General features: G+C 51.8%; 13 protein-coding genes. 9 read left to right on the top strand and 4 right to left on the bottom strand.

Annotated elements, in window-relative coordinates; translation table 11 throughout:
• The 3 genes from C3F13_09300 to C3F13_09290 all read left to right on the top strand — a co-directional run bounded on the left by C3F13_09300 (position 1) and on the right by C3F13_09290 (position 3,206).
• Positions 1-771 carry an SAM-dependent methyltransferase gene (locus C3F13_09300; GenBank protein ID PWB53594.1) on the top strand — a complete coding sequence of 257 codons (771 nt, stop codon included), beginning with the start codon at positions 1-3 and terminating at the stop codon, positions 769-771.
• A 62-nt stretch (positions 772-833) separates the two neighbouring features.
• On the top strand, positions 834-2,108 hold the full coding sequence (locus C3F13_09295; protein PWB53593.1) for a hypothetical protein: 1,275 nt from the start codon (positions 834-836) through the stop codon (positions 2,106-2,108).
• A 57-nt stretch (positions 2,109-2,165) separates the two neighbouring features.
• On the top strand, positions 2,166-3,206 hold the full coding sequence (locus C3F13_09290) for an N-acetyltransferase (GenBank protein ID PWB53592.1): 1,041 nt from the start codon (positions 2,166-2,168) through the stop codon (positions 3,204-3,206).
• Positions 3,207-3,292: 86 nt separating this feature from the next.
• Here C3F13_09290 and C3F13_09285 read toward each other — a convergent pair whose 3' ends face one another.
• Complete coding sequence (locus tag C3F13_09285) at positions 3,293-3,796, bottom strand: hypothetical protein (GenBank protein ID PWB53591.1); 504 nt, start codon at positions 3,794-3,796, stop codon at positions 3,293-3,295.
• Between the two features lie 133 nt (positions 3,797-3,929).
• Here C3F13_09285 and C3F13_09280 point away from each other — a divergent pair, with 133 nt between their 5' ends.
• Positions 3,930-5,957, top strand: a complete 2,028-nt coding sequence (locus C3F13_09280; GenBank protein ID PWB53590.1) for a glycoside hydrolase family 15 — start codon at positions 3,930-3,932, stop codon at positions 5,955-5,957.
• 48 nt (positions 5,958-6,005) lie between these two features.
• Here the strand turns inward: C3F13_09280 and C3F13_09275 are convergent, their stop codons facing one another.
• Positions 6,006-6,758, bottom strand: a complete 753-nt coding sequence (locus tag C3F13_09275) for a hypothetical protein (GenBank protein PWB53589.1) — start codon at positions 6,756-6,758, stop codon at positions 6,006-6,008.
• Between the two features lie 227 nt (positions 6,759-6,985).
• On the opposite strand from C3F13_09275, the gene C3F13_09270 reads away from it, so the two are divergent.
• From C3F13_09270 to C3F13_09255, 4 genes are read left to right on the top strand one after another with little or no spacing between them, the layout of a single operon-like run.
• Positions 6,986-7,594: a hypothetical protein gene (locus tag C3F13_09270; protein PWB53588.1), complete on the top strand. Its 609-nt coding sequence runs from the start codon at positions 6,986-6,988 to the stop codon at positions 7,592-7,594.
• An 8-nt stretch (positions 7,595-7,602) separates the two neighbouring features.
• Positions 7,603-8,214 (top strand): hypothetical protein, encoded by a 612-nt coding sequence (locus tag C3F13_09265; GenBank protein PWB53587.1) that lies wholly within the window; start codon positions 7,603-7,605, stop codon positions 8,212-8,214.
• Positions 8,215-8,224: 10 nt separating this feature from the next.
• Complete coding sequence (locus tag C3F13_09260; protein PWB53586.1) at positions 8,225-9,067, top strand: spermine synthase; 843 nt, start codon at positions 8,225-8,227, stop codon at positions 9,065-9,067.
• Positions 9,068-9,107: 40 nt separating this feature from the next.
• Positions 9,108-10,505, top strand: coding sequence for an Asp-tRNA(Asn)/Glu-tRNA(Gln) amidotransferase subunit GatA (locus C3F13_09255; protein ID PWB53585.1), 1,398 nt, complete (start codon positions 9,108-9,110; stop codon positions 10,503-10,505).
• Here C3F13_09255 and C3F13_09250 read toward each other — a convergent pair.
• Positions 10,494-11,174 carry a CDP-alcohol phosphatidyltransferase gene (locus tag C3F13_09250; protein ID PWB53584.1) on the bottom strand — a complete coding sequence of 227 codons (681 nt, stop codon included), beginning with the start codon at positions 11,172-11,174 and terminating at the stop codon, positions 10,494-10,496. The two genes, C3F13_09255 and C3F13_09250, sit on opposite strands and share 12 nt — an antisense overlap.
• A 21-nt stretch (positions 11,175-11,195) precedes the next feature.
• Positions 11,196-12,107, bottom strand: coding sequence for a hypothetical protein (locus C3F13_09245; GenBank protein ID PWB53583.1), 912 nt, complete (start codon positions 12,105-12,107; stop codon positions 11,196-11,198).
• A gap of 218 nt (positions 12,108-12,325) precedes the next feature.
• Between C3F13_09245 and C3F13_09240 the strand changes: the two genes are divergently transcribed.
• Complete coding sequence (locus C3F13_09240) at positions 12,326-12,586, top strand: 4Fe-4S ferredoxin (GenBank protein ID PWB53582.1); 261 nt, start codon at positions 12,326-12,328, stop codon at positions 12,584-12,586.
• The last annotated feature ends 1 nt before the right edge of the window (position 12,587 follow it).

Here is a 12,587-nt window from a genome sequence, read left to right as displayed (position 1 = left end):
ATGGATGTAAGTTCAATCAATCGAAAACGATGGGATAAGCAGGTGGAACTGGGCAATCCCTGGACGATCCCCTGCAGCCCAGAGATCATCGCCGCGGCTCGGCAAGGCGAATGGTCGGTTTTACTGACCGAACAAAAACCTGTACCGCGCCGCTGGTTCCCGGATGATCTGCGCGGCCTGGATATCCTCTGCCTGGCTTCCGGGGGTGGTCAGCAGGGACCGATCTTTGCTTCACTGGGTGCAAACGTGACTGTCTTCGACCTTTCACCCCGGCAGCTGGAACAAGACCGTATGGTCGCCCGGCGGGAGGGATTGAAGCTTGTAACCGTAGAAGGCGATATGCGCGACCTTTCAGCGTTTGGAAATGAATGCTTTGACCTTATCTTACACCCGGTATCGAACGTCTTCTGCCCGGAGGTGTTGCCAGTGTGGCGGGAAGCTTTCCGTGTCTTGCGCAAGGGAGGTGTCCTGCTGGCTGGTTTCGATAACCCATGTAATTTCATCTTCGATTTCCCCAAAGCAGAGCAAGGCGTTTTCGAAGTGAAGTACTCGCTTCCATATGATGCCACCAGGCTGACTGAAGAGCAACGCCAGCGCGAGTTCGGAGAAGACAGTCCATTGGAGTTCAGCCACAGCCTGGAAGAGCAGATCGGTGGGCAGCTACAGGCAGGTTTCAGGCTGTTGGACATATACGAAGATGGGCAGAATTCTCCGCTGGGGAAATTCATGCCTGGGTATATCGCCACCAGGGCAGTCAAGCCCTCCTCATAGCAAGACTGTTGCATTAGGAATATTAGCATGAACCAGATGGTATGTAATAAAGGAAGTTTATTATGGACATTGCGAAAGGCTCTGTAAAAGCCGAGCCGTTGGTCAATGGTACGCTGCTGATGTTCTTGCTGGCCATGATCCTGGCCAATATCGGCGGTGAAATGTATGGTATGTTGCTCCCGCTCTACCTGAAGGAGCTGAATGCCTCGGTAGTGCAGATCGGGTTGTTCTTCACCATCTCGCAGGTCATCCCCCTGGTGGTACAGATCCTGGGTGGCTGGGTGTCCGATTCGCTTGGCAGATTACGCAGTATTGCCTGGGGAAGTGTCGCGGGTAACCTGACCTACGTTGGGATAATCTTTGCACCCACCTGGCAGTGGGTGATGAGCAGCATGTTTTTCAGTGCGGTAACGCGCTCGCTGATCGGCCCAAGTTTCAGCGCTTTTATTGCTGAACAATCGGAAGAAAAGAATCGGGCCAAGGTGTTTGGCATCACGGATACACTTTTTATGATCGTTGGTGTGGTGGGACCTCCGCTGGGTGGATACCTGGCTGATAGATATGGCTTCCGTATCATGCTGGCTTGTGCCTGGGTCTTATATTTCTTCGCCACCATCATCCGGGTCAGCATGGCCCGCACGGCTGCAAAAGGCGAGGAAGCCCACCCGCAAAGGTTATCTTTTGGAAACCTGAAAACCAACCTGGGCACGATGACCACCCTGCTGTTGAGCGGTGGGCTGATTACCTGGGTGTTGATCACCGATGGGGTGCGCGATATCGCCTACTCACTCTCGGGTAACCTGATGCCGGTCTACCTGGAGCAGATTGGTGGAATGACCTTCCAGCAGATCGGCTGGCTGGGATCTATCTTCAGTATGTGCATGATGACCGTCACCATGCCCGCTGGCTGGTTGGCTGACCGAAAAGGTGAACGAGTGGGTATCGTGATCGGTTTCCTGACCGAGTTTATTGCCATGTTTACTTTTATGAAGGCAGCAGGGTTCTGGGGCTACGCACTGGTATGGGCCTTATTCGGGTTGGGTGCAGGGATGATGTCACCTGCCTATAACTCGCTGATCAGCAAAGCTGTGCCTGAAAAGCTGCGAGGCACTGCCTTTGGCTTGTTCGGTACCAGCCTGGGTTTGGTATCCCTCCCGGCCCCCTGGGTAGGTGCCAAGCTATGGGAAAAATACAGTCCAAAAGTGCCGTTTTATGTGACTGGACTGGCGGCTTTAGTCAGTGTCATCCCAGCATGGTTCAAGTTCAAGCTGCCTCCGAATGGGCAGATAGTTCCCGATATGAGAACCGATGATCCCGGGATAGAAATGGGTGAGTAACCCAAATACTGCTGAGCTTAACAAAAATAGTGTGATTTGATTGTTTAAGGAAAAACGATGAATACCAATACAGCATTTATTGAATCATATGTTGACCCACGAATCTCAGATATCGCAGGGTTATCCCTGCGAGGATTTAGTGGCGAAGGGGAATACCCAAATATCCTGAAGGTCATCCACGGCTGTGGTGAAGCCGATGGGCTGGAGCGTTCAGAAAAGCTGGAGGATGTGATCAATACCTATACTCACTTGCACAATTGCGATCCATACCAAGACGCGCTTTTTGTTGAAGTAAACGGGATGGTGATTGCGTATAGCCGTGTATGGTGGGAAGTCGATGGCAGCAGAACCTGGGTGGGTTTTCACTTTGGCAATGTCATCCCCAAGTGGCGTAGGAAGGGTATCGGAAGCACCTTGCTCCGTTTTAATGAGGAACGTTTGGGCCAGATCGCGTGCCAGCTTAAAGACTCGGGCAGCCTACCCAGTGATGCTCCATGCATCCTGGAAAACTTTGTCAGCTGCACTGAAGTTGACCGTATCAACCTGCTCAAAAGGCGGGGTTATAAGCCGGCACGCTACACCTTTGAGATGGTACGTCCTAACCTGGAGAATATCCCTGATCTGCCCCTACCGGTGGGTATGGAGGTTCGACTTGCCACACCTGACCATATGCGCTTGATCTGGGAGGCTTCCAACGAGGCCTTCCAAGACCACTGGGGCTACATCCCCGACCCGTGGGAGGAATACGAGCAGATGATGAGTGACCCAGATTTCGACCCAAGCTTGTGGAGGGTGGCCTGGCAGGGAGACCAGATTGCCGGGATGGTGCTGAGCTTTATCAATAAAGATGAAAACGAGATGTATGGTCGGCTGCGAGGCTATACTGAAAATATATGCGTGCGCCGGCCATGGCGCAAGCAAGGTTTGGCAAAAGCCTTGATTGCACTTAGCTTAAAGGCTCTAAAGGAACGCGGCATGCTAGAAGCTGCTTTAGGCGTGGATACACAGAACACCTCTGGAGCATTAAATCTTTATAAATTTATGGGCTACCAGGTAGTCAAAAACGGGACGATCTACCGAAAACCATTAAATGTTTGATCGATCGAAGGTCAGTTTTTTCGACGGCCATCACGAATGCAAAGAGGGGTTGTCAAATAGATGGGCAGCCCCTTTTGCATAATTATTTAATGGAAAAGCTTTTCCCCGGCACGGATAGGCACTTTGAGGTGGTTTTCGAAGGGTGTGAGTGGGCAAGACCAATAATCGTTATAGGCACAATAAGGGTTATATGCCATATTGAAATCCACTTTAAAGCGGTGGCTGTTCAGCGGCACAGGCTCGAGGTAACGGCCAGCGGGGTAGGTCTCGCGGCTTGCCAGGCTGTCCACAAAAGGGAGAAAATAGCCATCCTCGCTGCGATAAATGGTCAGTTCAGCAGGCTGACCTTCAACAATAAAATTGAACTTTCCATAGCGTTCATATTCCTGGATCTCACCCGTGGTGGTTTGCATCTTGATCTGCTGCTTATCCGGGTATTCTTCCACCGTCACTTCCAAATCAAGGCTTGGATTAGGCGGGAAATACTTGAGGCCTTTGAAGCTCTTTTTTTGTCCTGGTGTAAGCGGGCTTTGTCCATCATTGGCGAATAAATCATCTTTCATCTTTCGGAATTCAATCAGGTCGCTCATTTGGGTTCCTCTCTATCCCTTAGATGCCATCAGATTGTTTGAAGTGGCAGGGAATGACGGCGGGTTATTAATCCATTAATATGATGCTATAGAGGTTACCCTTATAATCAAGTAAGGCGAGAAGGAGGAAATTATGCCCAGAGATTTACCGCTCGGAAATGGCTCATTGCTGGTAGCTTTTGACCAAACTTATCAAATACGTGATCTCTACTGGCCGCATGTTGGGCAGGAAAACCATGCTTTGGGGCATCCCTTCCGGACCGGTGTGTGGGTGGATGGCCAGTTCTGCTGGTTTGACGATGCACGCTGGCAGCGGAGCATTAAATATCAACCAGAAACCCTGGTGAGCGCAGTGGTGATGGAACACCCAAACCTGCGGGTGAGGCTCGAATGTGCCGATATGGTGGATTTTCACGAAGACCTTTTAATCAGGCGTATGGAAATCGAAAACCTGCAGCCTGAAGAGCGTGAGATCCGGGTATTCTTCCACCATGATTTTCACATCGCCGGAAACGATATTGGTGATACCGCCTATTATGAACCGGAGCGGCGGGCAATCTTTCATTACAAAGATAAGTACTGGTTCATGATGAATGGTGCTGTATTGACCGGGGAGGGGCAGCCCAGGCCAGGTTGGGAGCCATCACTGGAGACATTCCCGGGTATTTTGGTGGGGGTCCACCAGTGGGCTTGTGGATTGAAGGAAATCCGCAACCTCCAAGGCACCTGGAAGGATGCAGAAGATGGTGAGCTGGCCTGCGGCGTGGTAGCCCATGGCTCAGTCGACTCAACGGTCGGCTTCAACCTGCAGGTCAAGGGTGGGCAGAAAAAAATGCTTTATTATTGGATGGCAGTGGGAAAGAATTTCGAGGCGGTGACGATTCTTAATCGCATGGTTCGCCAGCGCGGTCCCCAATTTTTTATTGACCGGACCGTGGCCTTCTGGCGCCTGTGGCTACAGGTGCATCTACCGGAGCTGAGTGGCCTACCCGAGAAGGTGAAAGACCAATATGAACGCAGCCTGCTTACCATTCGGACCCAGGTAGATGAAGGAGGTGCCATCATCGCTGCCAACGATTCAGATATCTCCTCCGATGTGCGCGACACTTACAGCTACATGTGGTCGCGTGATGGCGCGCTGGTAGCACACGCCTTGAATAAGGCGGGTTACCTCGATCTTCCAAGGGCTTTCTTCCAGTTCTGCGACCAGGTGCACAGCCGCGAAGGTTACATGCTGCATAAATATAACCCGGATGGCTCGCTGGCCTCCAGCTGGTTACCCTGGGCAGTGGACGGTGCTAAGAACCTGCCTATACAGGAGGATGAAACTGCCCTGGTGTTATGGGCATTGTGGGAGCATTTCTCACGTTACGGGGATGTGGCTTTTATTAAGCCGTTGTACCGAACGTTGATTTGTCCCCTGGCAGATTTCATGGCAAGTTTTCGAGATCCACACGCTGGGTTACCCTTAGCGAGTTATGACCTCTGGGAGGAGCGCCTGGGCATTCTTAGCTGGACGGTGGCAGCCACCTGGGGTGGCTTGACTGCTGCGGCGCGTTTTGCTGAGGCTTTCGGTGAGATCGAGCGTGCTAACCATTACCACCAGGCAGCCCGGGAGATCAAAGCTGGCACAGAGGCACACCTTTGGCAACCTGCCTTGAAACGCTTTGTTCGCATGGTCAATGTGAATGAAAAGGGCGAGTGGCAGATCGACGAGACACTCGATGCCAGCCTGGTTGGGTTATGGCAGTTTGGCATGTATAAGGCGGATGACCCAAAGATCCTGCCTACCATGCAGGCCATCCGCGACCAGCTGTGGGTGAAGACGAGTGTGGGAGGTGTGGCGCGTTATACCAATGACCATTACCACCAGGTCAGCCAGGATATCGGCAATGTGCCAGGCAATCCCTGGTTCATCTGCACATTATGGCTGGCGGAGTGGCTGTCGCTGGTTGCCACAAAACCAGATGAGCTACAGCCTGCCCTTGAGCTCCTGGAGTGGGTGGCAGGGCATGCCTTGCCCAGTGGAATATTGGCTGAGCAGGTTGACCCATACACTGACCAGCCGGTATCAGTCAGCCCGCTTACCTGGAGTCATGCTGCGTATGTCAGCACAGTGCTCACCTACCTGCAGCGCAAGAGGCACTTAAAAGCAGGTTAAACAGAAAAGGGCAGACTTGTTCAGCCTGCCCTTTCATTATCAATAATGCTAGCCTAATTTTGTCCCGCATTCTGGACAGAATTTAGCACCCTTCGTCTCGGCCCCGCAATTTGGGCAGTGGGTAGGGGCTTGCTCCATTTTATTACCACAGTTAGGGCAAAACTTGGCACCGTGAGTATCAGCACCGCATTTCGGGCAAGTGGTGGCTACCGGTTGGGTCATGGGTGAGCCGCACTCGGGGCAGAATTTGGTTCCTGGGGCTGCCAGGGTGCCGTCGTTGGGACACACGGCCATTTGAGCACTGGCCCTACCCGCAGCTTCAACGGTTTTACCAATGCCTTCGAGTGCTCCACCCAGACCAAAGGCCGTGGCAAAGCCTTTGATCGCAGCTCCAGCCTGGGCGCCCCGCGCTTCAGATATTTCCTCTGTACGGGGGCTATCTTCCTGGCAGAAGCCGCTCTGTGCATCGAAATCTGATAGGCAGACGATGCGATTGCAGGTAGGGCACTCACCAAAATGCACCTGGCATTGTTTCCAGGCAGATTCCAGCTGGGCAGGGCTCATCTTATAGCTGTAGCGCGGGTCTTCCCCGACTACGTTTTCTGCAACAGCGTCTCCGACCAGGGGTACCTTTCGCAAGAATCCGCCCAGGGCAGACTTGCCGATATCCTGCTTCACCGTATTGACATAATCAGGTTGGCTGCGGAATTCGCGCCCGCACATATCGCAATAAAAGATAGCATAGGGACCAGCGCCATCATTACGAATATCATAGCGTGGCATGCGAGAGAAGGGGGACATGATATGCTCCTTAAAATTCAAAATTTATGAAGAATCATTGAGAGGATTGCTGTAAGGCGTAAGTATACATCGTGGGTTAAGCGGATGTCAAGCAAAGATGACAGAAGGAAGTTTGCAAAATTATAAGGTAGGAGGAGCTGGCAACGGTTACAAGGCGTATCCCCAGCATTCGTTTTTCGTGCTCTTTTGTTTGCATACGGTTTTTATCAGATGTTATACTTGCTGGCATGCCGATCAAAGCCATCATCTTCGATCTCGGCGGAGTGCTGTTGCGCACCACCGATTTCGCGCAGCGGGAGCACCTGGCAGCACGCCTTGGGATGAGCCGGTCTGAGCTGGAGGAGCTGATTTTCTGGGGTGAATCAGGCAGCAAAGCACAACGAGGTGAAATCAGCATTAAGCAACACCTCGAATACGTACGATCGGTGCTCAACCTCTCACCAGAAAAATTCAATGAGGCGATCGACATTTTCTTTGCCGAAGATGCCCTGGACAACGACCTTGTCGATTATATCCGCGACCTGCACCGGGGTTTTAAAACCGCCCTTCTCAGTAACGCAGCCAATGATTTACGGAAACAGATCGTAAAGACGTGGCATATCGAGGACGCTTTTGATACGATGGTCATCTCCGGTGAGGTTGGGATGGTCAAGCCCGATGCGCAGATATACCAGCTGGTGCTGGATCGACTTGGGGTTAAGGCGAGTGAGGCAGTCTTTGTGGATGATGCCCAAACAAACATAGATGCAGCAATACAGGTTGGTCTGTGTGGCATTCGCTTCAGGGATGCACGCCAAGTGCAGCAAGACCTTGCTACTCTTCTTGTAGAGTCTTGAAACAATCCATGGCAAAAATCCAGGCTGTCATTTTCGATTTTGGGGGCGTGCTGGTGCGCATGGTGGATGACCGCCCACGCCAGGAGCTAGCTCAGGAATTAGGTGTGACCCTTGCAAGGTTGGATGAGCTGGTATTCTCGAGCGTTTCTGCCCAGCGAGCATCCAAGGGCGAGATCAGCGTGGATGAGCACTGGGAATCGGTCAGGGAAGCTCTCCATCTTACCCGTGAAGCGATGCCTGCTTTCCTGGAGAAATACTGGTCTGCCGATGATGTCAATTGGGAGCTCTTGAAATTTATCCGGGAGCTTCATCCTCATTATAAGGTGGGGTTGCTTAGTAACGCCTGGGATAACCTGCGCCAAACCATGCATGAGCGATGGGGCATCGATGGGTTGTTTGATCAGCTGATCATTTCAGCCGAGGTGAAGATGATCAAGCCAGACCCGGGCATCTTTCATCTTGCTGTTAAACGCCTGGGAGTCCAACCATCGGAAACTGTATTTATAGATGACATGCTAGAGAATATCGAAGCCGCCCGTAAAGAAGGCTTATGTGCTATCTTGCATCGGGATACCAATAACACAATCACAGCACTTCGTGATTGCTTAGCAGGCAGATAAAAAGGATTTCATGATGGTAGTCCTGTCTTTCTACCAGGCAAAGATGGCACTCGATGCAAAGGCTGAAGGGGCTACCCATGTAAATGTGTCCCTGGATTTGGGGATCAGCACCATTGAATTACCCATTAATGAGAAAGGTCTCCAACTGCCACAGGACGATATCCTGTCGTGGGACCAGTTAAATATTATCGCCGGATCGGAATCCAGCTGTTTTTTTATCGAAGATAGCCATGCCCAACCGATCCAATTCTATTCCGAGGAGACCGAGCGGGTGTACAGCCTGTACCCCACTTCCGGAGCGCCCACCATGTTGGTCTCGGGCATCCCCATGCATCGCATCAAGGGCACCGATCCACACCGGGATACACTGGAGAAAATTCGAGCGATCAAGCCCCTGGTCGGGCAGGTTCTGGATACAGCCACCGGTCTGGGATACACCGCCATTGAAGCTGCCAGGACTGCAGAACACGTCACAACAATCGAGCTGGACCCCGCGGCTTTAGAGGTTTGCCTCCGAAACCCCTGGTCTCAGATTTTGTTCAATAACCCAAAAATTACCCAGCTCATGGGTGACAGCTTTGATGTGGTGAGCACCTTCCCGGATGCGAGCTTCACCCGTGTGATTCATGATCCGCCAGTCTTCAGCCTGGCAGGGGACCTGTATTCAGGCGAGTTTTACCATGAGCTGTATCGGGTGATGCGTAACCGCAGCCAGTTATTTCATTATGTTGGTGATCCTGAAAGTAAATCGGGGAGGAACATCACCGCAGGCGTGATGCGCAGGCTGGAACAAGTGGGCTTCAGACAGGTGCGGCGCGCCCCGCGAGCTTTCGGGGTGGTGGCAGTTAAGTAGACGAGAATAAAATTTTAATACCAAGCAAATGGGAGAAGATATGGAGTTAACATCGTTGACGTTAAATCAAGCCGCAGCGTTGCTTGAGCATAAAGAAATATCACCAGTCGAGCTGACGAAAGCCCATATCGAGCGCATCGAATTATTCAATGATAAGGTGAATGCATTCATCACCGTCACTCCAGAGCTAGCCTTACAGCAAGCGCGCCTGGCGGAGCAGGAAATTATCAATGGAATATATAAGGGACCTCTGCATGGCATTCCGCTGGGGTTGAAAGATCTCTTTGAAACCGAGGGCATCCGCACAACCGCAGGATCGACTTTTTTTTCGGAATACTTCCCTAAAGCTGATGCTGCCGTGGTGCAGAAGCTTAAAGGGGCCGGTTGTGTGTTAGTGGGGAAGCTCAATATGCACGAAATTGCCCTGGGTGTGACGAACGAAAACCCTCATTATGGTGATTGCTGTAATCCCTGGGACCTGAAGTGCATCTCGGGGGGCTCATCGGGTGGGAACGCTGCTGCCCTGGCTGCTGGACTATGCATGGGTGCGGTGGGCAGTGACACTGGTGGGTCCATCCGCATCCCTTCGGCATGTTGTGGGGTGGTTGGCCTTAAGCCGACGTATGGCAGGGTGAGCCTGCGCGGCGTTATTCCATTAAGTTGGAACCTGGACCACGCCGGACCTATGGCGCGCTGCGTGCGTGATGTCGCCATCTTACTAAATGCCATCGCAGGCTATGACCCGCAGGATGCCTGGTCAGTCGACCAACCGGTGGTGGATTATCTGAGCATACCGGATAACGGCATTCAAGGCTGGCGGATTGCCCTGGCAAACAACGATTATTTCACCGATCCTGAAATTATTGACCCAGAGGTGCACGAAGCCATCCAACAATCAGTGACAATATTTGAAAATCTTGGAGCTCGCGTTGATGAAGTGGCATTATCAGAGGCACGCGAGGCAGCCATAGCCAATGGTCTGATGACTCCTGCTGATGCTGCTGCTTTTCATTACCAGCGCCTGGTTGAGCAGCCTCAAGGATTTGGTAGCGATGTACTCAAGCGCCTCCAAACCGGGGCATCTTTCAGAGCCATTGAATATGCAGAAGCCCGCCGCCTGCAGACCGTCCTGCGACACCAGTTCGACCAATTCTTTAACGAGTTTGACCTGCTGCTCACACCAACCGTGCCGATCACCGCACCCAGGCGCGGTTCAGCGGATGCGCTGGAACGTGCCCGCTTGCTGACGCGCTTTACCGCTCCATTCAACCTGACTGGCTTGCCTGCCCTCTCACTGCTTTGCGGTTGGTCGAAAAGTGGGCTGCCTATCGGGTTGCAGATCGTAGGCAAGGCATGGACAGAAGATAAAGTAATCCTTGCTGGAGAGTTGTTTGAACGCTGCAGGGATCTGCCGAAGCAGACATCTTCACTCGTGTAAATTTCGCAAGGCTACAGCCTGTTTAAAGCTCGTTTCACCGAAGAAGTAGATCAATAGCAGAGCGATAATTGCCACAACCAGGTCATACGGGCTGATGGCAGCTGTAACACCGCCCAACGAGAAGTTGATTTTATACACACCGAAGATGAACATGGCTGTATTGAGCAGGATAGCCAGCACCCTTACTTCGGTGGGCCCCAGCTTGCCGTATGAGATCTTGAATTCACCCATCACATTCATGCGGACGTAGACCAGCACCGACATTGAAATATAAGCGATGCAGCACATGGCCGCCACCGAAAAGCTGATGTAGAAAGTCAAACCCAGACCCAGGATGATGATGATCTCGGTAAGGCAGTCGGTGACATGGTCGATAAAGAAGCCATATTTTGGACGCTCAATATGGCGGTAGCGTGCCAGGGTACCATCCAGGCTGTCTCCAAACCAGTTGACGATAAAACCAAACGTGGCCAGCCATAAAAATGCAGGATTATAGCGGCTTAATCCATACCCCAGGGTGATGATCAACGCTCCAATGATGCCAATCACAGTCATCAGGTCGGGTGTTGCCCAGGCGGGCAAATGGGCTGCCAGCCACTGAAGGGCAGGGCGTTCAAGCGGTCCTAAAAGGATGTCATTTACCCGCTTATGATCCTTGATTTCACTCATGTTTTCCCTCCCGTGATATTTTCATTCAGGAACCTGATCCATGATACCCGGCCAGACTGGGAAGGTCATTGCCCATTGGTTGGGGTATTGACGGATGTAGCCCTCCGCCACACGCAAGATCTTTTCGGCATTAAGGATAATCTCCGCCTGGCGGTCAGGATGGGGCTCCATCTCGATAGGGTCGGAGAATAGGAAGTGGTAGCGCTTGTCCGGTTGCCAGACGACCCCTGCGACGAGAACTGGCACCTGGGCTTTAAGGGCCAGGAATACATGATGCACAGGCAGAGCTGCCGGTCGCCCAAAGAAGCATGGGCGATAAGGGTAACTCTCATCCGGTCGGTCGATCCCGGTCATCACCACGCCACCCTCCCGCAGATACTTGACTGCCTGTTTAATTACCCCCGGGGTCGTGGGATGGATGTTCATACCCTTTTCGCGGCGCATCTCCAGCTGTTTCTGATAGCCCGGGTTCAGGTCGGGTAAGACCAGGAACATGGCTTTTACCCCAACAGTACCCGCAGCCTGACCAATGAAATCAAAGCTGCTTAGATGCACTGCAGAGATTACCAGACCACGCTCGGTAAATTCGGGTCGCTGGACGAATTGTTCAGCAATTGGATCGACATTAATGATTTTACGGAATATATCGGGGTTATTAATGTTATGGTACAGGTCGAAAATCGAATGCGCCGTGCTGCGGAAGTTATCCCTCACAGCCTCATCCAGGAGGCGAGCTGAAAGCTGCTCACCCCGCACTACCCACTGATTTAAACGGGCAGCCCGCACCATCGGCCAATCCTTGCGTGATGACAGTTGGTCTGCCGCGAATGAAGCGATGCCGCGCCCCATCCAGGCAGGCAGATATCTGCCAATAAAATAAGCGATATTTAAGCCATATCGGCTGTTTATAATATTCCGCGCTTCAATCGCCATAAGGATCAGGTTAATCTGGAATTACCATTTTAACATGAGATTAATAAAAAAATGTCTGGGATAATTCTCGTTCAGAAATCAGGTGACCTCACGCAGTTAATGTGATGATATTCACTGGAAAGATTAGCTGTTTATCGGTTAACATGCGATGTTCCGAAAAGTATAATGATTGGATAAGTTGAGTCTAATTTTTTCAGTTTGGGTGAGGATGAAATTCGATGAGTGATCCCTCAAAGGCAGAAGAATCCATAGCCGAAGTAAAGCCCACAGCCAAAAAAGGGCCACGTGGTCATGTTACGGTGTTCGCCAACTGGTGTAAGGGGTGTGGTATTTGTGTGGCTTTTTGTCCAACCGGGGTACTGGCGCTTGATGACGATGATCATCCGGTGGTGGTCTACCCTGAAAAATGCACTGCCTGCCATTGGTGTGACACGCACTGCCCAGATTTGGCGATTATCGTCAAGAAGATCGAACCATAAG

Source organism: Anaerolineales bacterium (genome assembly GCA_003105035.1).
GTDB lineage: Bacteria > Chloroflexota > Anaerolineae > Anaerolineales > UBA4823 > FEB-25.
Note: the sequence above shows the minus strand (reverse complement) of the source record. Positions and strands in the feature narration are given on the sequence as shown.